The organism is Phyllobacterium zundukense (genome assembly GCF_002764115.1).
In the GTDB taxonomy this organism is placed as follows: Bacteria; Pseudomonadota; Alphaproteobacteria; order Rhizobiales; family Rhizobiaceae; genus Phyllobacterium; species Phyllobacterium zundukense.
Genome location: NZ_CP017940.1, coordinates 3,408,119 through 3,430,149, shown reverse-complemented (window position 1 = coordinate 3,430,149; position 22,031 = coordinate 3,408,119). Strand labels below are relative to the sequence as shown.

Sequence of the window (22,031 nt, the reverse complement as noted above, 5' to 3'; positions counted from 1 at the left end):
TGTTCTGTTGAAGGCAGGGTCCTGGAATGCCTTACGCGGTAATATCGCAGCGCCTTACGCACTAGAGAAGGGTCATGATCACCCCTCAACAATCTGAGGGGTGATCATGCAGCATTACTGCTTTGATGCTACCGTCACGGTCGGGTTGTCCCGCCCGAGATTCTGCAGCTCGATGTCGGCAATAGCCACCTTGCCGCTCTCCTTGGGGAAGGTGAGTTCCAGCTTTTTGAGGTTCGTCATATCGACCTTCACAAATGCTTGAAGCGGAATCGCCACCATGTTCAGCATCCTTACCTGGCCATCGGCGTAAGGCTTGTCGGCCGTATCGTCGATCAACGGCAAGTCCTTGTCTTTCGGCACGTCTCCCCCTTTCTTCTTTCTCGGAGCGTTATAGAGCGCGTCACTGAAGTCGCTTGCCTTGACGGTTGCCGTTTCCTTGCCGTCGCTGAGCGTGACCTCCACCTCCTGGCCCATGGGTCGTACCACGGCGATGCGGAATGTCAGCGAATCATAGCCCGCAGCGGAAAGGCCGGTGATGTCTTCGACGATCGATGCACCCTGTTTCGACGGATCCGTTTTCGACCAGGAAAGCTCGGCATGGTCGGCAATCGAAAGAAAGCCGCCACTGTTACTCGATCCTGCATAGGCGAAGCCTGCGAGCAATTGGGGGCTGCAGGTCCCAATCGTAGTCTCGCCTAACGGCATGGTGCAACTGGCGATACCGTTCTTGTCGAAGCCTGAAAACGTCGCCGCGTTGCCGAGTGCGTTGCGCGTGAGACTGTCGGTTTGATTGAAGCGGTGGATCAGCTTGGCGTTGCCGCCATTCGTCTGCACGGTCAGCACCGCGCGCTCGTCGCAGACTTCGTCTCCTACCGGGCAAGCTTCTGGCGGCAGTTGCTCGGTGCCATTCCAGTAATAGCCGAAATTCTGCTCACCGCCGACATGATAGCGCATAAAGGAATTGATGATGAATTTTCCACCGCGCCTCTGATCTTCCTCGTTCAGACGGACTGTGTCTTTTCTGCGCGGCTCACAATATTCGTTGGAAACGGGAACGAAATATTCTGCAACGTCAAATTTGCCGAAATAATCATCGTTTGTCCAAATGGTATTATAGTAATTGTGGTTGGCACCACGCACGAGGATCTGATAGCGCGGTGCTGTGTCGCCCGCGGGACCAAAGCGGTTATGATCGTAGGCCCGGGCGCCTTGGAGATTGTCGACGTCACCGTCGCAGGAGGGCAGCAGGTTTGCCAGCGGTACCTGGTCCAAGCCGGAATTGCCTGCAAAATCCGTCGGCGCCAGCATGAAGGCACCTTTGAATGCATAGGTCTCTGCATCTTTACCGTTCGCATACTTGCTGCCGGCAGCATAGAAGAGGTTGTATGTCTCGGCGGCGATTTTGAATTTCGCTTCGTCAATACTGGCTGGCCTTGTCCCCGCCCGTGGGATGACCGCGTCAGCGAGCAGAGTGTAAGCAAAGGGGTATGCAAATCGAAAGGCATCGGGATTGGCCTTCAACGCATCTTTCAGTTGCTTTTTCGTGACGCCCCGGCGGGTCTTGTTGAACAGGATCGTATTGGAAACGGCTTGTCCGCCGCGCGAATGGCCCATGATGCCGATGCGGGAAAAATCCATCTTGCCCTTCAATGGATTGAGCAGTCCGGGCGTTTTCCCGTCTTTTTCGAGCTGGCCATTTTCGTTGATCTGGCGCAGACGGTCGAGCGTTCCCAGGACGAGCTGCGCGCGTGAATGGCTCGACGCATCCCCTCCCGATGCGGTCAGTGTTTCGCCATTGATTGCATTTGCGTCGATCGAAAGCACGATATAGCCATGGTCCGCCAGTTCCTCGGCAAGGTAATTGTAGCCTTGGTAGTTGTCGAACTGCGGACCATGGTGCCCGTGCAGGAACACAATCACCGGACGCGGCGTTGTCGTTGTCGATTTAATCGGGTTTGCGAGCTCTTTGGGATATCGAATCCAGCCCTTGATCGGCGTGATGAAGACCTTGCGATTGCTGAAACCGCTCCAATCCCCGCTCGCCTCTGCGACGAGATCGCCCAGTTCATATTTGATCGTCGCCGTCGTCGTATACGTCTCACCATCGACCCTGTCCGTATCCGTGTCCGGGGCAATTCCGGTGAGGCGGGTTGCCGGTATCAAAATCGTTTCTTCCTCGCCACCCTTGGGTTCGGACGGCGGCGGGTCGGTCACCTCCGTCGGCCGCAATTCAGTGTCCGGAACCACCGTGACGGTGCCAAGAACCGGTTCATCTGCCACTTTCGACTCGTCGACACGTGGCTCCGGCAACACCGTATCGAATGTCGAACCTTGATCCGCTTGTTTCTCGTCGCCGCCATCGTTGCAGCCCATCAAAACGCCAAGGATGACGCCAAATAAACACGCGCGGCGCGTGCCGGATTCTACCCATTGCCTCATGTTGAAAACTCCCTGGGCCAACGCCCTCAAAATACATAAATAAAAACAACGATATCCGGCTTATGAGCCGACCCGAAAACCCGGTCTGCTCACAAACTTACAATTTCAAAAGCAAGGGCTATGCCAGACAGTGCGGGCTTAGACCAATGGACTAAGTGGTGCTGTCCGGCCAGTCGAAGGCCTGCTCACTCAAATGGCGCGCATGCTCCCGCACGTCACCGGGCCAAAGCTCTGTCAGGTCCGTGAACTGCTGATAATTGCCGGCGTAGAGCGCCTGCGCGGCCTCTTCGTAGTGCGGCTGGTTGCCGGCCATCGCCATCATGAAGCGGTCGGTCGCTTCCTGCGCCTGCCGCTTGGCAGAGCGGCCGCCTGTTGCGTTACGTGCCGTATCGACCAGCTTGCGTAACGTAACGGATGCGCCGCCCGGCTGGCTGTTCAGCCATTCCCAGTGCCGCGGCAAAAGCGTTACCTCACGTGCCGTAACGCCAAGTTTCGGCCGCCCCGGCTTGCGCGGCTCGTTATCGTTCAGCCGCGCCACGATCTCCGCATCGCTGCCGCGCAGGTCGAACTCGACCTGCCGGCCAGTCGCATCGTCGAAGATCAGGATCGTCTCGTGGGTCTCGCCCGCGCGCTTCACGCTGAGGGCCACCTCGGCTTGGCTTCCGCTGGCAATCTTCCGCGTGCCCTGAAAGGCCGTGCAGCTGTCTTCCGTCGTTTCCATAATCTCACCACCTGTTTGATGGCGACCTTTTACCCGGGTAAAACACCGCCGTCAATATACCCGGGTAAAATTAATTGCACCCATTGGCTGCGCGGCTCACGCCCGCCCTTCCAAAACGCCCCGAAATGCTCTATGTGGCGCGCATGAGCACTCCACTAGATCACATCCGTAATTTCTCCATCGTCGCCCATATCGACCATGGCAAATCCACCCTTGCCGACCGCCTGATCCAATCGACCGGCGGGCTGGAGCAGCGCGACATGAAGGAGCAGGTGCTCGACTCGATGGATATCGAGCGCGAGCGCGGCATCACCATCAAGGCGCAGACCGTCCGGCTCAACTACAAGGCCAATAATGGCGAGGACTATATCCTCAACCTGATCGACACGCCCGGCCACGTCGATTTCGCCTATGAGGTGTCGCGGTCGCTCTCCGCCTGCGAGGGTTCCTTGCTCGTCGTCGATGCCTCGCAGGGCGTCGAGGCGCAGACCCTCGCCAATGTCTACCAGGCCATCGACAACAATCACGAGATCGTCGTGGTGCTGAACAAGGTCGACCTTCCTGCCGCCGAGCCGGAGCGTATCCGTGAGCAGGTCGAGGAAGTCATCGGCATCGATGCGAGCCAGGCCGTGCTGATCTCCGCCAAGACCGGCCTTGGCATTCCGGATGTGCTGGAAGCCATCGTCAACCTGCTGCCGCCGCCGCGCGAAGGCGATCGCAGCAAGCCGCTGAAGGCCATGCTGGTCGATAGCTGGTACGATGCCTATCTCGGCGTCATCGTCCTCGTACGCATCATCGATGGCGTGCTGAAGAAGGGCCAGACCATCCGCATGATGGGCACTGGCGCCAAATATCCGGTCGAGCGCACCGGCGTGTTCACGCCGAAGATGCTCGCCGTCGACGAGCTCGGACCCGGCGAATTCGGCTTCATCACCGCCTCGATCAAGGAAGTGGCCGACACCCGCGTCGGCGATACCATCACCGAGGACAAGCGCCCGACCGATACGATCCTGCCCGGCTTCAAGCCGGCGCAGCCCGTGGTCTTCTGCGGCCTCTTCCCCGTCGATGCGGCGGATTTCGAGGATCTGCGCGCCGCCATGGGCCGCCTGCGCCTCAATGACGCCAGCTTCTCCTATGAAATGGAGAGCTCCGCCGCGCTCGGTTTCGGCTTCCGCTGCGGCTTCTTGGGGCTGCTGCATCTCGAGATCATCCAGGAACGGCTGGAGCGCGAGTTCAACCTCGATCTCATCGCCACCGCGCCGAGCGTCGTCTACAAGCTCAACATGACCGACGGCACCCAGCGCGAGCTGCACAACCCCGCCGACATGCCGGAAGTGATGAAGATCGCCACCATCGAGGAGCCGTGGATCCGCGCGACGATCCTCACCCCCGATGATTATCTCGGCTCCATCCTGAAGCTCTGCCAGGACCGCCGCGGCATCCAGATCGACCTGAACTATGTCGGCAAGCGCGCCATGGTCACCTATGATTTGCCGCTCAACGAGGTGGTGTTCGATTTCTACGACCGGCTGAAGTCCATCAGCCAGGGCTATGCCTCCTTCGACTATCACCTGTCGGATTACCGCGAGGGCAATCTGGTCAAGATGTCGGTGCTGGTGAATGGCGAGCCGGTGGACGCGCTGTCGATGATGGTGCACCGCGCCGCCGCCGAGAAGCGTGGCCGCGACCTTTGCGAAAAGCTCAAGGACCTGATCCCCAAGCATATGTTCAAGATCCCGATCCAGGCGGCCATCGGCGGCACGGTGATCGCGCGCGAAACCATCTCGGCCCTGCGCAAGGACGTGACGGCCAAGTGCTATGGCGGCGACGTCTCGCGCAAGCGCAAGCTTCTGGAAAAGCAGAAGGAAGGCAAGAAGCGCATGCGGCAGTTCGGCAAGGTCGAAATCCCGCAGGAAGCCTTCATCCAGGCGCTGAAGATGAGTGATAATTGAGGACTCCTCCACCCCTTACCCTCCCCCTTGTGGGGGCCGAAGGCGGGCGAGACCCGTGGCTCGCCCGGGAAGAGACTGCGAAGCAGTCGGGAGGGGTCTTTTGGAGGGCTCGAATCCGCACTGCGGTTGGCAAGAGTTGCCCCTCCCCGTCGCTTCGCTCCGACCCTCCCCACAAGGGTGAGGGCAAGGTCCCGTCGAAGCCCATGTATTCCTTCGCCTATAATCTTATGCGCCCAGCCACTCTCTCGCTTCTCGCCCTGATCCTGTGCAGCGTTGCACTCGCCGGCTGCACCACAACCGCGCCGCGCACCCCGCCTGCGGCCATGCCCGCCGTCCAGGGCGACCAGCCTGAACCGCCAACGCCCGGCATCAAACCGCTGACGGTGGAACAGGAAGAGCAGGTCGGGGGGTGAGTTTCATTGGTGATGGAGAACAAATACTGGCGACTAAGTTGCCACTACTACATGAAAATATTGGCTATCCGATAGGTCATAGCCTGTGAACTTACAGCATACTTTGCGGAAAGCCTGAGGATATCCTCGTCGCTTTCTAGGTCAATCGGATTGTCAGCAAGTTCACGCAAAAGAAATCTCTTAGGCATCAGAATTTCGGCAGCAAACTGATTTGCTTCGATTTCCTTCTCATCAACAGCCAAAGAAGAGGTCGCGTCGGCTGCTTTTGGATGCCTGCAGTTCACAACCAGTTGTATCTCGGTGACTTCTTTTCCTGTTCCGCCGCTGTCCTCACGGCCAAGCAATATGACCACATGGCAGACGGGTGCGCTTATTGCTCGCCCACCTGTCATACACGTTAACGGAGAACTACCATGGCTACTAATCCTCCCAAGGGTGATGGTCATCGCAACGGAGCAGTTCGCGATCGTTCGCAGACCTACAATCCCAAAACCGAAACATGGACAAAACGCGACTCGGATACGGGTCGTTTCATGGACGGCAAGAAAGACGGGACGCCATTCAAAGGCGTACGAAAAGAGAAGTAGGTTCTCGGCAATCCTCGGGTCCGCCCGAGGGTAGCAATCTTTCTAGCACCACATACCAGCCATGCACATATTGCACTGCACAATACCCAAGCTCGCGCTTATCTTATGCCTGTTGAAACAGTGCCATAAGGGAACGGGCCATGAGCTTTCTGATTGATTTTGCCACGCGCAGCCGCCGCAACAATGACAGTGCCTACCGTGAGGCTTTGGCCATGCTGCAGGGCATGAGCGCCAATGACCGTGCCGATATCGGCATCAAGCAGGCGGATTTTGCCCGCATCGCGCGCGAGATGAGCCGCCGCTGAGTTGTGCGTGGTTCGACAAGCTCACCATGAGGGAAGTGGGTGGGCTACATCGATGGTCGCCAACGTTGCAGAACTTCACTCCCTGCAAACAACACACCTCCCTCATGGTGAGCTTCATCATAGCGAGCCTGCCGAGATACGAACCACGCACTGTGCCGTGCAATGCGTGTTAGGTGAACAGGGCGGCGCTGCGATGAGACGGGTGCGGCAGGAGTTGAGCCGCCGCCGCTGAAATTTGCGCCCCAGCCGGGCTCTGAGGGAAGAAGGGCAGGCTTGGGAGGATGCTGCCCGCTTCGGTCAGGCCCGGCTTGAGGCGCGGGGCGCAGGAGGAATTCCAGGAAAAGTGGAACCGGTTTTCCGTTTAGCTACGCCGGGTAAACTCCATCACCCAGTTGGTTTCCCAGGTTTCCCCGCCATCCTTGGAGAACGCTTGCGCCCAGAGCGGCATGTCGGGCGAGGGCGTCCACAGGAAGCGCACGCGCACCGGCACGCCGTCATCCGTGTCGTCGCCGTAGAAAACCCCCTTGCCATTGTCGAAATGGCCGATGATCGGCGGAAACATCACATTGCTGCGGCTGTCGGACCAATGCAGCGACCACGACCCGTCGCGCGGGTTGAACAGGCGCACGGTCAGCCCGGCAAAACCCTTGGCCGGTATATCCATCTCGTCGATATTCGCCGTGCCTTCCAGCACCTTGTACACCTTCGACGTAGCGGGAAACTCATCCCACTCGTCCGATTGCTTGAACCGCTCCTTCAGCCGCAGGTTGCGAATGTTCCAGTCGCCGATGAGAAAATCGAAATCCGCCGCGCTGCCAAGTGTCTGTATCTCCGTATCCATCGCCGTGTCCTCCCGCGCACCATTCTGAGTGCTTTTCGTGGATGAATATAGCGCAGGGCTCCTGACAACCTTATGTCAGGAGGTGTCAGGAGGAGAGGGGTATTTTGGAGGCTGCTATCTCCCCTTGCGGGGAGCCGAAGGCGGGCGAGACCCGTGGCTCGCCCCGGTAGCGGTTTCAGCATCTTAGCGTAGCTAAGTGCTAGAAATCACAAGAGAGGGATAAGTTTTTGCACCCGCCAGTAAACCCCTCACTTGGATTTTCTAAGGGTTAGCTGCGCTAACGCCAAGAAAATCCTTTCTCTCCCGCAAGGGGAGAGATAATCGCCATCGGCTGTCGGCGCTCAACTTGCCCCCTGCAGCCCACCATCTCCCTCATGGTGAGCTTGTCGAACCACGCATTGTTGGATCGGCACGCAAAATAATCCCCCCAACTTATCCACGCCCTCCAAACCTCGTTTATTCTATCCCGGTCCTTTCCACGGGGAACTGCTTCCGGAGCCGTTCGAAGCGGGGAGAGGACCGGCGCCTCCGATGGCGGGTAACGGACCCGCTGTCCGGGGAAGTTGCGTCCAAGGGTTCCCCTGCCGGTACTAGGACCGGTGCGTGCTGGACGAGCACTGTGAGGGGCGGTGGGTCAGGTAAGGGCTACGAGCCCGGCCGCTGCCGTCGCGACGCGGAACGGATGCGATAGAAAAACGCCGGACGGGCGGTCTTCGGATCGCATATCACTACCAAAAGACGCGCTTCGACGACCGCCCGTCTTCCCAACCATTCAATGGCCAGACGCAAAAGCGGGCGTGGCAAAGCGGGCCCATAGGTTGAACGGAGCAGAGAAGGAACCGTCGATGAAGCAGGCTTATCGCATGAAGGAATTTCGATTATCACCCCCCGTGAAAGTCGGGGTGCGCCAGAACCCCTATGGCGATCCCATGCCCCCCTCGGAACTGCGCGCTCTCGAAGAACGAAGCAGCCTGCTTCTTGCCATCGCGCAGAGCGTGGCAACGGTTTTCGGTTACTACAAGACGTGTCGTCGCAAGACCTGCCAGCGGCACCGCTGCTGCAAGGAACGCGAGTCCGAATTGCGAGATTATCCCGACAGCGCGTTTCCTCCATGTGTTCCCGGGAAAGACACCACCAGTTTTTTCGTGGTGAGCGTCCAGATCATGCGTTGGGTCAACGCGGGCAAGCCCGTAACCTATAGCGAAGACGGCAGCTTCCAATGCGATGGGAAAGTGGTATCTAGAAAGACATGACAACGAAACCGCGCATCACCATTACCTATTGCACGCAGTGCAGCTGGCTCCTTCGCTCCGCCTGGATGGCGCAGGAGCTGCTCTCCACCTTTGGCGCCGACCTCGGCGAAGTGGCGCTGATCCCCGGCACCGGCGGCATCTTCGAGATCCATGTGAATGGTGATCTCGTCTGGGAGCGCAAGCGCGACGGCGGTTTTCCCGAGGCCAAGGTGCTGAAGCAGAAAGTGCGCGATATCGTCTGGCCCGAGCGCGATCTCGGTCATTCCGACGGGCATACCAAGGTGGAGGGTGCGTCCTTCGACAAGCTCAGGATGAGGGAGGAGGAGCCTGCCATGGACAAAGTGGAGGGTGCGTCCTTCGACAAGCTCAGGATGAGGGAGGAGGAGTCTGCCATAGACAAAGTGGAGGCTTCCAAGATCCCTCATGGTGAGCCTGTCGAACCACGCATGGTGGGAATCCCAGCTTCCCGAGGCGGGGCAGACGGGGTCCCCGTCAGCGACGAGCAAGGCGAGGAGCTTAAGGACGGGGCAAAGACTCTATGAGTAAGCCCGACGTTACCACGACGAAACTGGACGACGCCGCCCGCGCCGGCTGGTTGTATTATGTCGCGGGCAACACGCAGGACGAGATTGCCGCCAAGCTCGGCATTTCGCGCCAGTCGGCGCAGCGCATGGTGTCGCTGGCCGTGTCGGAAGGGCTGGTCAAGGTAAGGCTCGACCATCCGATCGCCCATTGCCTCGATCTTGCCGAACAGCTCAAGCAGCGCTTCGGCCTGAAGATGGCGGAGGTGGTGCCGACCGATCCGGGCTCCAGCTCGACGACGCTCGGCGTGGCCGATGCGGCGGCGGCGGAAATGACGCGCTGGCTGAAATCGGAAGCGCCGATCGTCCTCGGCATCGGCACTGGCCGCACGCTGAAGGCGGCGATCGAATTGCTGTCGCCGATCGAGTGTCCGCAGCACAAGGTCGTGTCGCTGACCGGCAATATCGCGCCCGATGGTTCGGCGGCTTTCTACAACGTCATTTTCAACATTGCCGACAAGATCAAGGCGCGCTCCTTTCCCATGCCGCTGCCGGTCATCGCCTCGTCGCCGGAGGAGCGCGAGCTGTTGCACAGCCAGGCAATGATTCGCCCGGTGCTGGAATTGTCGGCGCAGGCCAATGTCGCCTTTCTCGGCATTGGCGATCTCGAGGACGATGCGCCGCTCTTCGTCGACGGCTTTATTTCACGCGAAGAATTGCTGGCGCTGCGCGGCGCCGGGGCGGTCTGCGAGATCGTCGGACGCGCTTTTGATCGCAATGGCGTGCCCATCGAGGGCCTGACAAATGACCGCGTCGCCAGCGCGCATATCCCTTCGCGCGAGACAGCCATGGTCATCGCCACCGCCAAGGGGCCGAAGAAGATGCCGGGCATCGCCGCGGCGATAAAGGGCAAGCTTATCAATGGCTTGATCACTGACGAGCGTACTGCGGAAGCGCTGCTTTCCGGCGCCTGACTCTCATCTCCTGACCATCATTGCTGCAGCGCAGCGACGAATTGTACTTGACTTGTTTTGCCGTTGTGTGAGTATTTGCCCATCAGACAAGCAATTGCTCATAACATTCGGGAGGAATGAGATGTTATCAAGAACGCTTCTGCTCAGCGCCGTGTCTGCGCTCGCCATGGCGAGTTTCGCGCATGCGGAAACGCTGACCATCGCTACGGTCAACAATGGCGACATGGTTCGCATGCAGAAATTGACCGAGGACTTCACCAAGAAAAATCCGGACATCCAGCTCGAGTGGGTAACGCTCGAGGAAAACGTACTGCGTCAGCGCGTCACCACCGACATCGCCACCAAGGGCGGCCAGTATGACATCATGACCATCGGCACCTATGAAGTGCCGATCTGGGCCAAGCAGGGCTGGCTTCTGCCGCTCGACGGCCTGGGCGATGCCTATGACAAGTCCGATCTTTTGCCGGCTATCAGCGACGCCGTCTCTGTCGATGGCAAGCTCTACGCCTCGCCCTTCTACGGCGAAAGCGCCATGGTGATGTATCGCAAGGATCTTGCCGAGAAGGCCGGTGTGACCATTCCGGAAAAGCCGACCTGGGACCAGATCGCCGAAGCGGCGAAGAAGATGACTGACAAGTCGACCGAGACCTACGGCATCTGCCTGCGCGGCAAGGCCGGCTGGGGCGAGAACATGGCGCTCCTGACGGCGACGGCCAATTCCTTCGGCGCACGCTGGTTCGACGAAAAGTGGACCCCGCAATTCGATCAGCCGGAATGGAAGAAGGCGCTGCAGTTCTACGTCGACCTGATGAAGGAAGCCGGACCTCCCGGCGCCTCCTCCAACGGCTTCAATGAAAACCTCGCGCTGTTCCAGACCGGAAAGTGCGGTATCTGGATCGATGCCACGGTCGCGGCTTCCTTCGTGACCAATCCGAAGGAATCCAAGGTTGCCGACAAGGTGGGCTATGCGCTCTTCCCGACCGGCGGCGTCGAAAATCATGGCAACTGGCTGTGGGCCTGGAACCTCGGCGTTCCGGCTGGCACCAAGAAGGCGGAAGCCGCGCAGAAGTTCGTCTCCTGGGCAACCGACAAGGCCTATACCGAGCTCGTCGCCAGCAAGGAAGGCTGGGCCAACGTTCCTCCGGGCACGCGCAAGTCGCTCTATGCCAATCCGGAATATGAGAAGGCCGCTCCCTTCGCCAAGATCACACTCGACGCGATGAATGCAGCCAATACGAGCAAGCCGACCATCAAGCCGGTTCCCTATACGGGTGGCCAGTTTGTCGCCATCCCTGAGTTCCAGGGCATTGGCACAGCCGTCGGTCAGCAGTTCTCGGCGGCGCTTGCCGGTTCGATGACTGTCGACCAGGCTTTGCGGGGTGCGCAGGCGCTGACGACACGTGAGATGACCAAGGGCGGCTACATCAAGTAGGATCCTCCTGGCTCCGGACGGTTCCTGACGCGAATGTCAGGAGCCGCCCGGGCCTCCTTTTGCATTATCACTTTGACGTTCACTGCATTGGAACCTGACCATGGCTACGCTTCAGACACGCGCAACTGCCCGTTTCATGATGTCGCCCGCCGTCATCCTGCTGTTTCTCTGGATGATCGTGCCGCTTGTCATGACGCTGTACTTTTCGTTCCTGCGCTACAATCTGCTGATGCCGGGAACCGAGGAATTTGTCGGCTTTCTCAACTATCAGTACTTTCTGACCGACCCTGCATTCTTCACCGCACTCGGCAACACCCTGATGCTCGTCGGCGGCACGCTGCTGATCACCGTCATTGGTGGCATCCTGCTGGCGCTGGTGCTTGACCAGCCCTTCTTCGGGCAAGGCATCGTCCGGCTTCTGGTGATAGCACCGTTCTTCGTCATGCCGACGGTGTCTGCTCTCGTGTGGAAGAACATGCTGATGCATCCGGTCAACGGCCTGTTCGCATGGATCGCCCGCTCATTCGGGCTCCAGCCAATCGACTGGTTCGCCGAGCTGCCATTGTTCTCGATCGTCCTGATCGTTGCGTGGCAATGGCTGCCTTTCGCCACGCTGATTCTGCTCACCGCACTGCAATCGCTCGACGGCGAACAGATCGAGGCGGCAGAGATGGACGGCGCCGGGGCGATCTCGCGCTTCATCTATCTGGTGCTGCCACATATGTCGCGGGCGATCACCGTTGTCATTCTTATCCAGACGATTTTCCTGCTCAGTGTCTTCGCCGAAATCCTGGTCACGACCAATGGCGGTCCGGGCATCCAGACGACGAATATCACCTACCTGATCTATATGCAGGCGCTCCTGCAGTTCGATGTGGGCGGTGCCTCGGCCGGCGGCATTGTTGCAGTGATCCTCGCCAATATTGTCGCCTTCTTCCTCATTCGCCTCATCGGCAAGAACCTCGAGAGGTAGAGCCATGGCCCGCGCCGTCACCACACGACATAAGCTGACATTCACGATCCTCGGTTGGGCAATCGGTCTCCTGATCTTCTTCCCAATCCTGTGGACTTTCCTGACCAGCTTCAAGACGGAGGGAACAGCAGTCGCAACACCGCCGCAGTTCCTGTTCTTCGACTGGACCCTGGAAAATTATCACGAGGTTCAAATCCGTTCCGACTATATGAAGCACGTCACCAATTCCGTGGTGATCTCGGTGGGGTCAACGCTGATTGGCTTGGCTCTCGCCATCCCGGCGGCCTGGGCCATGGCATTTTCGCCAACCAAGCGCACCAAGGACGTCCTGATGTGGATGTTGTCCACCAAGATGATGCCGCCCGTCGGCGTTCTGGTGCCGCTCTATCTGATCTTCCGCGACTGGGGTTTGCTGGATACACGCCTTGGTCTTGTCGCGGTCCTGACCATGATCAACCTGCCGATCATCGTCTGGATGCTCTACACCTATTTCAAGGAAATACCGGGGGAGATCCTCGAAGCGGCGCGCATGGACGGCGCATCGCTGATGAAGGAAATTGTCTATGTGCTGACGCCCATGGCTGTGCCCGGCATCGCCTCGACCATGCTGCTCAACATCATTCTGGCATGGAATGAGGCGTTCTGGACACTGAACTTATCCGCTGCCAATGCTGCGCCGCTCACCGCCTTTATCGCGTCCTACTCAAGTCCAGAGGGCCTGTTCTGGGCCAAGTTGTCAGCCGCATCCACCATGGCGATTGCGCCTATCCTGATCATGGGATGGTTCTCGCAAAAGCAGCTGGTTCGTGGCCTGACCTTCGGCGCAGTGAAATAGGTTTTCAGGGAGGATTATTATGGGAAGTATTACGCTCCAAAAAGTATCGAAGTCATTTGGAACCACTGCGGTCATTCCAGAAATCGACCTTGAAATCGATGACGGTGAATTCGTTGTCTTCGTTGGTCCTTCCGGTTGCGGAAAATCGACCCTGCTGCGGATGATCGCGGGTCTCGAAGATCTGAGTGGCGGCAGGATCGTCATCGATGGCAAGGACATGTCCAATGAGGCGCCGGCGAAACGCGGTCTGTCGATGGTGTTCCAGTCCTATGCCCTCTATCCGCATATGAGCGTCTACGGCAACATCGCCTTTCCGCTGAAGATGGACGGGCAGGAGAAATCCGCCATCGACAAGAAGGTCAAGGATGCGGCGCATATCCTGAACCTGACCAATTATCTCGATCGCCGGCCGGGACAATTGTCCGGCGGCCAGCGCCAGCGTGTCGCCATCGGCCGCGCTATCGTGCGCCAGCCCAAGGCGTTTCTCTTCGACGAGCCGCTGTCCAATCTCGACGCAGCCCTGCGCGGAAATATGCGGCTCGAGATCAGCGATCTGCATCACCAACTGAAGACGACGATGATCTACGTGACCCATGATCAGGTGGAAGCCATGACCATGGCCGACAAGATTGTGGTGCTGAATGCCGGGCGTATCGAGCAGGTCGGCTCACCGCTTGAACTTTACCGCAGCCCGAGAAATGTCTTCGTGGCCGGGTTTATCGGTTCTCCACGCATGAATCTCATCGAGGGACAGGAAGCTGCCAAGCAAAATGCGACGACGCTGGGCGTACGGCCGGAACACGTGCGCATCACGAAGACCGAGGGTGCGTGGAAGGGCACAGTGGGAGTGACCGAACATCTCGGCTCCGACACCTTTATACACGTTCAGGTGGACGGGGTTGGCAAGATAACCGTGCGAACCGACGGCGATTTCAGCACCGAATTTGGCCAGCAGGTCTATCTCACGCCGGAGCCGGCACGGCTGCATCGCTTCGATGCTAATGGGCAGGCTATTTGATGACAACGAGTAATTGAAATGAACAGACTTGCAGGCAAGACGGCTTTCATAACGGGTTCGGCGCGCGGCATTGGCCGTACGTTCGCGGAAGCTTACATGCGCGAAGGCGCCGCCCATGTGGTGATTGCTGACATCAATCTGGAACGTGCACAGGAGACGGCAAAGGAACTTGGCAGCCAAGCACACGCGGTACGCCTTGATGTTACAAATCAGGCATCGATCGATGCAGCGGTCAAGGAAACCGTTGACAAGTTTGGCGGCATCGACGTGCTCGTCAACAATGCAGCGCTGTTCGATCTGGCGCCGATCGTCGAGATCACGCGTGAAAGCTACGACAAGCTCTTTGCCGTCAATTTCTCCGGCACATTGTTCACATTGCAGGCCGTTGCCAAGGCAATGATCGCCCGTGGCAAGGGTGGCAAGATCATCAACATGGCCAGCCAGGCTGGCCGGCGCGGCGAGCCGCTCGTGGCGATCTATTGCGCCACCAAAGCGGCGGTGATCAGCCTCACCCAGTCAGCTGGGCTCAACCTGATCGAGCACGGCATCAATGTAAACGCGATCGCGCCGGGCGTTGTTGACGGAGAGCATTGGGAGGGCGTGGATGCGCTTTTCGCCAAATATGAGAATAGGCCACGGGGCGAGAAAAAGCGTCTCGTGGGCGAAGCCGTTCCCTACGGGCGCATGGGCACCGCAGAAGATCTGACAGGCATGGCGATTTTCCTCGCGAGTAGCGAGAGCGATTATATCGTCTCCCAGACCTACAATGTCGATGGCGGCAATTGGATGAGCTGACGTTTCCCGCGCCGCGGCAAGAGCGGCGCAGGCGCATCTTACATGAAAAGAGGGGTTAGGCCCGATGACTGTTAAACTCTCCAAAGCCACGCTGCAGAACCTGCCGAAGAATGTCGGCGTCCCCAGCTATAGCCAGTCCGATCTGAAAGCCGGAATCATCCATTTCGGCATCGGCAATTTTCATCGCGCGCATCAGGCAGTTTACCTCGATGAATTGTTCAATGCCGGGTCAGATCATGAGTGGGGCCTTGTCGGTGCTGGCGTTCTCGCCTCCGACGAAACAATGCGACAGAAGCTGCAGGCGCAGGATTGGCTGACGACTGTGGTCGAGCAGGATAGCGGCCACAGGACTGCGCATGTCACCGCGTCGATGATCGACTATCTGCAGCCTGGAGACACCGCAAATACCATCGCGCGCCTCGCCGATCCAGAAATTCGCATCGTATCACTGACGATCACGGAGGGCGGTTACTTCATCGATCCGGCATCGGGTGTGTTTAATCCAAAGCATCCGGCAATCATTTTCGACGCCGCCAATATCAAAGACCCGAAGACCGTCTTCGGCCTGATCCTCGCCGGTTTGATGCGTCGTCGCGGCGAGGGCACCGCGCCATTCACCGTGATGTCCTGCGATAATATTCCGGGCAACGGCCATGTGACCAGCGATGCCGTCAGCGGGCTTGCCGCGTTGATCGACCCGAATTTGGCCCAATGGGTTAAGGACCATGTCGCGTTCCCCAACAGCATGGTCGATCGCATTACGCCTGCAACGACAGACCGGGAGAGGGGACTGCTTGCGACGGATTTCGGTGTCGAGGATAACTGGCCAGTCTTTTGCGAACCATTCAAGCAATGGGTATTGGAGGATCATTTTCCGGCGGGACGCCCGGCCCTGGAGAAGGTCGGTGTGACCTTCGTCAAGGATGTCGCGCCCTTTGAACTGATGAAAATCCGCATTCTCAACGGCGGCCACGCGGCCATCGCCTACCCAGCATCGCTGATGGATATCCATTTCGTGCACGAGGCCATGGAAGAACCGTTGATCCGCAACTTCCTGACGAAGCTCGAACGTGAGGAGATCATCCCCGTTCTGCCGCCGGTGCCGGGCACTTCCTTCGACGACTATCTCGACCTTATTGTGAAGCGGTTTTCCAATCCGAAGATCGGCGACACCATTCAGCGCCTGTGCCAGGATGGATCCAACCGCCAGCCGAAATTCATCCTGCCGACGACAGCGGACAGGCTGAAGGCGGGAAAAGGCATAACTGGACTTTCGCTGGTTTCTGCGCTCTGGTGCCGATTCTGTGCCGGGACGACCGATAGCGGCAAGCCGACGAACTATCTCGATGCAAGCGCCGAGCGATTGAAAGTGGAAGCTTTGAAGGCAAAGGGCGATCCGAAGGCATTTCTGGCAATGACCGATATATTCGGCGAAGTCGGTGTATCGCCGATTTTCGTGGAATCATTCTCGCGAATCCTGCGGACCCTGTGGGACAAGGGCGCGCGCGAGACTTTGAAGCTTTACCTTGCCGACAAGCTCTGAAATGGCAAAGCCCGCTCTTGTCATTTTCGATTGTGATGGTGTCCTTGTCGACAGCGAACCCATTTCCATTGCTGTCCTGCTTGAGATGATCGCCAAGAGCGGGACCACATTGTCCGAGGATGACGCCTATGACCGGTTCCTCGGACGCAGCATGACAACAATCAGCAAGATCTTGCATGAGGAATATGGCTTTGCTGCAAGCGAGGCAGACCTCGACGAGATGCGCGCCAACCTCTTTGCCCGTTTCGAGCTGGATTTGAAACCCATTCCGGGCATTGCTGAAACGCTACGCGCACTTGATGTGCCGCGATGCGTCGCCTCGTCGAGTCAACCGGACCGCATTCGCTTGTCCCTCAAACTCACGGGGCTGCTCGATCTTCTCGATCCGCACATCTTCAGCGCCACCATGGTCAAACGCGGCAAGCCGGCGCCGGACCTCTTTCTGCTCGCGGCAAAGACCATGAAAACTTCACCGAAGGATTGCGTCGTGATCGAAGACAGTCCCGCCGGGATTGAAGCGGCGAAAAGTGCGGGGATGCGGGTCTGTGCCTTTACCGGCGGTACGCATTCGCGCGGCGGACGGTTGGAGGCGGCCCTTGCGTCTCTTAAGCCAGACCGTATATTCAACGACATGTTGCAATTGCCCCGCTTGCTCAGAGATCTTTCGATAACTTCACCCTGATGGCCAGCTGATGCGATTTTCTGCGCTTCCGGTGCTCATGGACGCTGACTTATCAGGTTGAATTGTCAAAAGGCCTCACATGACAGCAAGTAATATCGAAAGTTCGTTGATGCCGAAATTCGTCTGTGCGGTGGATGTTGGAACAGGAAGCGCCCGTGCGGGCATTCTCGATGCGACGGGAAATCTTCTTGGCCGCGTTGAGCATCCGATTTTGATGAACCGTCCGCTTGCAGATCATGCAGAGCATGATTCAGAAGATATCTGGAAGTCGGTATGCATAGCGGTACAGGGCGCCATCGCAGCATCCAAAGTCGATCCATCCGATGTTGTCGGCATCAGCTTTGATGCCACATGTTCACTCGTTGTACGCGACGAGGATGGCATGCCGCTGACGGTCTCGACGTCGGGCGAGCAACGCTGGGATACGATCGTCTGGCTTGATCATCGGGCTCTGAACGAGGCAGATGAATGCACGGCAACGGGCCACAGGGTACTGAGCTATCTCGGCGGCGTGATGTCGCCGGAAATGCAAACCCCCAAGCTCATGTGGCTGAAACGGCATCTGCCGGATACGTGGAACAAAGCCGGCTACTTCTTCGACCTCGCCGATTACCTGAGCTGGAAAGCTTCAGGCTCACTTGCTCGCTCGCAATGCACTCTGACCTGTAAATGGACATATCTCGCGCATGAAAGCGAAGGCTGGCAGCCGGACTATCTTGAGACGATCGGCCTGGAGGACATGATAGCACGTGGGAACCTCCCTGATCATGCCAGCCCGATGGGTGCATTCGTCGGTACGTTGACGGTCGATGCAGCCAAGGCTTTGGGACTAACCACCGCATGTCACGTCGGGGCTGGGCTGATTGATGCCTATGCCGGTGCGCTCGGCGTTCTGGGCGGCTTTGCCGGGGACCTTTCGGAAATCGACCGGCACCTTGCCCTGATCGCGGGCACTTCAAGCTGCCTGATGGCGCTGTCGCAGGAGCCAATTTCCTTCAGTGGCGGCTGGGGCCCGTATTATGGCGTGGCCCTGCCGGATTGCTGGCTGAGCGAGGGCGGCCAGTCGGTGACTGGCGCCTTGCTGGATCATGTCATTCGCTGGCACGGCGCAGTCGGTGAACCAAACACGGCGATGCACAAGAAGATCACCGACCGGGTAATGGAATTGCGTGAAAAGGAAGGGCTCGATCTGGCCGGCAGGCTGCACGTTCTTCCTGATTTCCATGGCAACCGCTCGCCACTTGCCGATCCGCATGCGGTGGGCGTCATCAGCGGTCTCACGCTGGACGCGTCATTCGACAGTCTCTGCCGACTCTATTGGCGTACTTGTGTGGGTATTGCGCTCGGCGTGCGCCATATCCTCGATGCATTGAATGACAAGGGTTATGCCATTGACACCATGCATGTTACAGGCGGGCACGCGAAGAACCCGCTACTGATGGAGCTCTATGCCGACGCAACGGGTTGCACGGTGATCACCTCCGCCGCAGAGGATGCAGTGTTGCTCGGTACCGCCATGGTGGCAGCAACGGCGGCGGGGGTTTACGCTGATTTGCCTTCAGCCTGTATTGCTATGAAACAGGGTGGCCGTCCACGCCAGCCGGACCAAACAGCACGCAAGCGCTTTGATCGCGACTATCGCATTTTCCTCGAAATGCATGCCCAGCGGAAAGTACTGGACACGCTTCAATAAAGTTTAGTGAGCCTCATCCCAATTGTGCGCGGCGCGCGCATCGACGTGCAGCGGTACGGACAGTGAAATCGCAGGCATGGCGGCGTTCTCCATGACCGCGCGAATGACCGGAATTGTCGCCTCCACCTCCGCTTCCGCCGTCTCGAAGATCAGTTCGTCGTGCACCTGCAGGAGCATGCGCGCCGAGAGTTTCGCTTCGTCCAGGGCTGGCTCCATGCGTACCATGGCGCGGCGAATGATATCGGCGGCCGAACCCTGGATGGGCGCGTTGATCGCGGCGCGTTCGTTAAATGCCCGGTGTTGCGGATTAGATGAACGAATCTCCGGATAGTGCGCGCGCCGCCCGAAGATTGTCTCGACATAGCCGTGCTGGCGAGCAAACGCTTTTGTCGATTCCATATAGTCCTTGATGCCGGGGAAGCGTTCGAAGTAAGTGCGGATGTATTGGCCGGCTTCCTCGCGCGGAATGGACAGCTGATTGGCGAGACCGAAGGCTGAGATGCCGTAGATGATACCGAAATTGATCGCCTTGGCGCGGCGACGTACTTCGGAAGGCATATCCTTGACCGGCACGCCGAACATTTCCGATGCGGTCATCGCATGAATGTCGATGCCGTCGGCAAAGGCCTGAGTCAGCTGCGGAATTTCGGCGACATGCGCCAGGACGCGCAATTCGATCTGGCTGTAATCGGCGGAAATCAGCTTGTTTCCGGGCTCGGCAATGAAGGCGGTGCGAATCTTGCGGCCTTCGCTGGTGCGCACCGGGATGTTTTGCAGGTTTGGCTCGGATGAGGAGAGGCGTCCCGTAGAGGTTGCCGCCATGGCGTACGAGGTATGCACGCGCTTGGTACGTGGGTTGATATAGCCCGGCAATGCGTCGGTATACGTGGATTTGAGCTTGGTCAGCTGACGCCAGTCGACGATCTTGCGCGGTAGCTCATGGCCTTCGGCGGCAAGGTCTTCCAGCAATTGGGCCGAGGTGGACCATTGACCGGTCTTGGTTTTGGAACCGCCGGGAAGACCCATCTTCCCAAAAAGGATATCGCCCATCTGCTTCGGCGAACCGATATTGATCTTTTCGCCGGCCAGCCGGTAAATCTCTTCCTCGATGGCGGCCGCCGACTGGGCGAGGTCGCCGGACAGGCGCGAAAGGATCTGGCGGTCGACGGAAATACCGCGCTCTTCCATGCGTGCAAGCACGGGTATGAGCGGCCGTTCCAGCCGCTCATAGACCGACACCAGCCCATCGGCGACGAGACGTGGCTTCAATAGCCGCCAGAGGCGCAAAGTAACGTCGGCATCTTCGGCCGCATATTCAGTAGCGCGCTCGATCGCGACCTTGTCAAACGTAACTGACGACTTACCTGAACCAATCAGGTCCTTGTAGGCGAGGGGCTTGTGTCCCAGCCAACGGTCACAAAGATTGTCCATGCCGTGGCTGCCTTCGCCGGCATCAAGCACGTAGGAGATCAGCATCGTGTCATCGAGCGGGTGAAGATCGATGCCGTGACGATGCATGACGAGCCACTCATACTTCATACTATGTGCGATCTTGAGGACCGAGCGGTCTTCAAGAAGTGGCTTCAGCATGCGAAAGACGTCACGCTCGGGTATTTGATGCTCCACCAGTCCACCCCCAAGGAGGTCGCCCTCACCAGACTTGTGGTTGATGGGAATGTAGGCAGCGCGTCCTGGTCGCGTGGCGAGCGATAGACCGACCACTTCGGCTTGCATGGGATCGGCCGAATTGGTCTCAGTATCAAAAGTCACGATGCCGGCAGCCAATGCTTCGTCGATCCAGACCTGCAGCGTCGCAATATCGCGAATAGTTATATAAGCGCTTCGATCGAACTTCGCGGCAAGCGTCTCGTCGGTACGCGATTTGGCAAGGTCAGCAGGGGTTGCGGCTACATTCGATGCAGATTGCTTGGGCGAACCGACCGCCAGATTTGTTTCTGCCGATGCTTGACGGCCAGGAACTTGCTCATCGGCCGGCGCCACTTCAACGTCAGGTCCATGGGCCTCGGCCACCGCTTCGATCTTCAAGCGTGCCGGTTCAATCTCACTCGCATCGACGCCCGTTGCTTCGGCAGCGCGACGGGTCAATGAATTGAATTCCATGGTCTTCAAAAAGCCGATGAGCTTTTGACCGTCTTGGGGCTCCAGGCCGAAGTCCTCGATACCGACGTCAATTGGCGTGTCTTTCTTCAGTGTCACCAGCTGGCGCGAGATACGTGCCTGATCCGCATATTGAAGGATGTTCTCGCGCCGCTTTTGCTGCTTTATCTCGCCAGCGCGGGCAAGAAGCGTATCCAGATCGCCGAACTCCTCCAGCAATTGCGCCGCGGTTTTCGGTCCGATACCCGGAATGCCGGGTACATTGTCAGTCGAATCGCCAGTCAGCGCCTGTAGGTCGATCATCTTTTCGGGCGGAACGCCCCATTTCTCGATGACGTCCGGAATACCGATCTGCTTGTCCTTCATGCTGTCATACATCGACACGTTCGGTGTGATGAGCTGCATGAGATCCTTGTCGGACGAGATAATCGTCACCTCAGCGCCGGCTTCCTCAGCCATACGGGCGTAAGTAGCAATCAGATCGTCGGCTTCATAACCTTCCTTTTCGATGCAGGGCAGGTTGAATGCCTTCGTTGCCTGGCGGATCAATCCGAACTGCGGGATCAGGTCTTCCGGCGGTGCCGAGCGGTTCGCCTTGTATTCAGGATAGATTTCCTTGCGGAATGTATGCGACGAATAATCGAAGATAACCGCGAAATGCGTCGGCGTATCGCGGACCGATGTGTCCCTCGCCTCCCTCAGCAGCTTCCACAGCATATTGCAGAAACCAGAGACCGCACCGACCGGCAAACCGTCCGATTTGCGTGTCAGTGGGGGGAGAGCATGGTAAGCCCGAAAGATATATCCGGAGCCGTCGACGAGGAAGAGATGATCACCTTTTTTCATGGGCGATAGGATTAAATGATGATCTGCAAAAAGGGAATGACATGTCTTTCCGTTTCACCAGAAGATGCATTGGATTTAAGTTTATCCTGA

Annotated in this window: 19 protein-coding genes and 1 pseudogene; 15 read left to right on the top strand and 5 right to left on the bottom strand. The window is 58.3% G+C overall.

Translation table 11 applies throughout. The annotated features are described in order from the left end of the window. Positions 1-114: 114 nt before the first annotated feature. Positions 115-2,439, bottom strand: coding sequence for an alpha/beta hydrolase family protein (locus tag BLM14_RS17155; RefSeq protein WP_204251967.1), 2,325 nt, complete (start codon positions 2,437-2,439; stop codon positions 115-117). A gap of 151 nt (positions 2,440-2,590) precedes the next feature. Beyond that, entirely contained in the window at positions 2,591-3,160 is a 570-nt protein-coding gene (locus BLM14_RS17150; protein WP_100000500.1) for a DUF2239 family protein, read from the bottom strand. Between the two features lie 143 nt (positions 3,161-3,303). Here BLM14_RS17150 and lepA point away from each other — a divergent pair, with 143 nt between their 5' ends. Both lepA and BLM14_RS31105 read left to right on the top strand, forming a co-directional pair. After that, on the top strand, positions 3,304-5,112 hold the full coding sequence (lepA, locus tag BLM14_RS17145) for a translation elongation factor 4 (RefSeq protein ID WP_100001436.1): 1,809 nt from the start codon (positions 3,304-3,306) through the stop codon (positions 5,110-5,112). After that, positions 5,109-5,525 carry a hypothetical protein gene (locus BLM14_RS31105; RefSeq protein ID WP_133123939.1) on the top strand — a complete coding sequence of 139 codons (417 nt, stop codon included), beginning with the start codon at positions 5,109-5,111 and terminating at the stop codon, positions 5,523-5,525. The genes lepA and BLM14_RS31105 overlap by 4 nt, the downstream gene beginning before the upstream one ends. Positions 5,526-5,572: 47 nt before the next feature. Here BLM14_RS31105 and BLM14_RS17135 read toward each other — a convergent pair whose 3' ends face one another. Beyond that, positions 5,573-5,869, bottom strand: a complete 297-nt coding sequence (locus BLM14_RS17135) for an ImmA/IrrE family metallo-endopeptidase (protein ID WP_157929549.1) — start codon at positions 5,867-5,869, stop codon at positions 5,573-5,575. A gap of 69 nt (positions 5,870-5,938) precedes the next feature. Here BLM14_RS17135 and BLM14_RS31580 point away from each other — a divergent pair, with 69 nt between their 5' ends. Both BLM14_RS31580 and BLM14_RS31575 read left to right on the top strand, forming a co-directional pair. Continuing rightward, positions 5,939-6,112 carry a hypothetical protein gene (locus BLM14_RS31580; RefSeq protein WP_100001434.1) on the top strand — a complete coding sequence of 58 codons (174 nt, stop codon included), beginning with the start codon at positions 5,939-5,941 and terminating at the stop codon, positions 6,110-6,112. Positions 6,113-6,252: 140 nt separating this feature from the next. Next, positions 6,253-6,417 carry a hypothetical protein gene (locus BLM14_RS31575; protein ID WP_100000497.1) on the top strand — a complete coding sequence of 55 codons (165 nt, stop codon included), beginning with the start codon at positions 6,253-6,255 and terminating at the stop codon, positions 6,415-6,417. Between the two features lie 361 nt (positions 6,418-6,778). Here the strand turns inward: BLM14_RS31575 and BLM14_RS17120 are convergent, their stop codons facing one another. Next, positions 6,779-7,258 (bottom strand): hypothetical protein, encoded by a 480-nt coding sequence (locus tag BLM14_RS17120; protein ID WP_100000496.1) that lies wholly within the window; start codon positions 7,256-7,258, stop codon positions 6,779-6,781. An 845-nt stretch (positions 7,259-8,103) separates the two neighbouring features. Here BLM14_RS17120 and BLM14_RS17115 point away from each other — a divergent pair. The 11 genes and pseudogenes from BLM14_RS17115 (at position 8,104) to BLM14_RS17065 (ending at position 18,977) form a co-directional block, all read left to right on the top strand. After that, positions 8,104-8,511 carry a hypothetical protein gene (locus BLM14_RS17115; protein ID WP_100000495.1) on the top strand — a complete coding sequence of 136 codons (408 nt, stop codon included), beginning with the start codon at positions 8,104-8,106 and terminating at the stop codon, positions 8,509-8,511. Beyond that, a pseudogene (locus BLM14_RS17110) lies at positions 8,508-8,780 on the top strand (Rdx family protein); the annotation flags it as partial. The gene BLM14_RS17115 and the pseudogene BLM14_RS17110, both read left to right, overlap by 4 nt. A 269-nt stretch (positions 8,781-9,049) precedes the next feature. Next, entirely contained in the window at positions 9,050-10,006 is a 957-nt protein-coding gene (locus BLM14_RS17105) for a sugar-binding transcriptional regulator (protein ID WP_100000494.1), read from the top strand. Between the two features lie 121 nt (positions 10,007-10,127). Continuing rightward, positions 10,128-11,438: an ABC transporter substrate-binding protein gene (locus tag BLM14_RS17100; RefSeq protein WP_100000493.1), complete on the top strand. Its 1,311-nt coding sequence runs from the start codon at positions 10,128-10,130 to the stop codon at positions 11,436-11,438. 100 nt (positions 11,439-11,538) lie between these two features. Then, a complete protein-coding gene (locus tag BLM14_RS17095; RefSeq protein WP_100000492.1) occupies positions 11,539-12,411 on the top strand; it encodes a carbohydrate ABC transporter permease in 873 nt (290 codons plus the stop codon). 4 nt (positions 12,412-12,415) lie between these two features. After that, positions 12,416-13,246, top strand: coding sequence for a carbohydrate ABC transporter permease (locus BLM14_RS17090; RefSeq protein WP_100000491.1), 831 nt, complete (start codon positions 12,416-12,418; stop codon positions 13,244-13,246). A 19-nt stretch (positions 13,247-13,265) separates the two neighbouring features. Continuing rightward, entirely contained in the window at positions 13,266-14,264 is a 999-nt protein-coding gene (locus BLM14_RS17085; RefSeq protein ID WP_100000490.1) for an ABC transporter ATP-binding protein, read from the top strand. Positions 14,265-14,282: 18 nt separating this feature from the next. Continuing rightward, the gene (locus BLM14_RS17080) at positions 14,283-15,059 is read left to right on the top strand and encodes an L-iditol 2-dehydrogenase (protein ID WP_100000489.1); all 777 of its coding nucleotides are present in this window, start codon (positions 14,283-14,285) and stop codon (positions 15,057-15,059) included. 64 nt (positions 15,060-15,123) lie between these two features. After that, positions 15,124-16,602: a mannitol dehydrogenase family protein gene (locus BLM14_RS17075; protein WP_100000488.1), complete on the top strand. Its 1,479-nt coding sequence runs from the start codon at positions 15,124-15,126 to the stop codon at positions 16,600-16,602. A 1-nt stretch (position 16,603) separates the two neighbouring features. Next, positions 16,604-17,284: an HAD family hydrolase gene (locus tag BLM14_RS17070; protein ID WP_100000487.1), complete on the top strand. Its 681-nt coding sequence runs from the start codon at positions 16,604-16,606 to the stop codon at positions 17,282-17,284. Between the two features lie 109 nt (positions 17,285-17,393). After that, on the top strand, positions 17,394-18,977 hold the full coding sequence (locus BLM14_RS17065; protein WP_100001432.1) for an FGGY-family carbohydrate kinase: 1,584 nt from the start codon (positions 17,394-17,396) through the stop codon (positions 18,975-18,977). A 3-nt stretch (positions 18,978-18,980) separates the two neighbouring features. On the opposite strand, the gene polA is transcribed toward BLM14_RS17065, so the two are convergent. Then, positions 18,981-21,941, bottom strand: coding sequence for a DNA polymerase I (gene polA / locus BLM14_RS17060; protein WP_100000486.1), 2,961 nt, complete (start codon positions 21,939-21,941; stop codon positions 18,981-18,983). Positions 21,942-22,031 lie beyond the last annotated feature (90 nt).

What these genes read in the sequence shown, in the direction of transcription:
- BLM14_RS31575 (WP_100000497.1), top strand. Translation starts at nt 6,253, where the DNA reads ATGAGCTTTCTGATTGATTTTGCCACGCGCAGCCGCCGCAACAATGAC.
- BLM14_RS31580 (WP_100001434.1), top strand. Translation starts at nt 5,939, where the DNA reads ATGGCTACTAATCCTCCCAAGGGTGATGGTCATCGCAACGGAGCAGTT.
- BLM14_RS17065 (WP_100001432.1), top strand. Translation starts at nt 17,394, where the DNA reads ATGCCGAAATTCGTCTGTGCGGTGGATGTTGGAACAGGAAGCGCCCGT.
- BLM14_RS17090 (WP_100000491.1), top strand. Translation starts at nt 12,416, where the DNA reads ATGGCCCGCGCCGTCACCACACGACATAAGCTGACATTCACGATCCTC.
- BLM14_RS17155 (WP_204251967.1), bottom strand. Translation starts at nt 2,439, where the DNA reads ATGAGGCAATGGGTAGAATCCGGCACGCGCCGCGCGTGTTTATTTGGC.
- BLM14_RS17150 (WP_100000500.1), bottom strand. Translation starts at nt 3,160, where the DNA reads ATGGAAACGACGGAAGACAGCTGCACGGCCTTTCAGGGCACGCGGAAG.
- polA (WP_100000486.1), bottom strand. Translation starts at nt 21,941, where the DNA reads ATGAAAAAAGGTGATCATCTCTTCCTCGTCGACGGCTCCGGATATATC.
- BLM14_RS17120 (WP_100000496.1), bottom strand. Translation starts at nt 7,258, where the DNA reads ATGGATACGGAGATACAGACACTTGGCAGCGCGGCGGATTTCGATTTT.
- BLM14_RS17075 (WP_100000488.1), top strand. Translation starts at nt 15,124, where the DNA reads ATGACTGTTAAACTCTCCAAAGCCACGCTGCAGAACCTGCCGAAGAAT.
- lepA (WP_100001436.1), top strand. Translation starts at nt 3,304, where the DNA reads ATGAGCACTCCACTAGATCACATCCGTAATTTCTCCATCGTCGCCCAT.
- BLM14_RS17100 (WP_100000493.1), top strand. Translation starts at nt 10,128, where the DNA reads ATGTTATCAAGAACGCTTCTGCTCAGCGCCGTGTCTGCGCTCGCCATG.
- BLM14_RS17085 (WP_100000490.1), top strand. Translation starts at nt 13,266, where the DNA reads ATGGGAAGTATTACGCTCCAAAAAGTATCGAAGTCATTTGGAACCACT.
- BLM14_RS17105 (WP_100000494.1), top strand. Translation starts at nt 9,050, where the DNA reads ATGAGTAAGCCCGACGTTACCACGACGAAACTGGACGACGCCGCCCGC.
- BLM14_RS17070 (WP_100000487.1), top strand. Translation starts at nt 16,604, where the DNA reads ATGGCAAAGCCCGCTCTTGTCATTTTCGATTGTGATGGTGTCCTTGTC.
- BLM14_RS17115 (WP_100000495.1), top strand. Translation starts at nt 8,104, where the DNA reads ATGAAGCAGGCTTATCGCATGAAGGAATTTCGATTATCACCCCCCGTG.
- BLM14_RS17080 (WP_100000489.1), top strand. Translation starts at nt 14,283, where the DNA reads ATGAACAGACTTGCAGGCAAGACGGCTTTCATAACGGGTTCGGCGCGC.
- BLM14_RS17095 (WP_100000492.1), top strand. Translation starts at nt 11,539, where the DNA reads ATGGCTACGCTTCAGACACGCGCAACTGCCCGTTTCATGATGTCGCCC.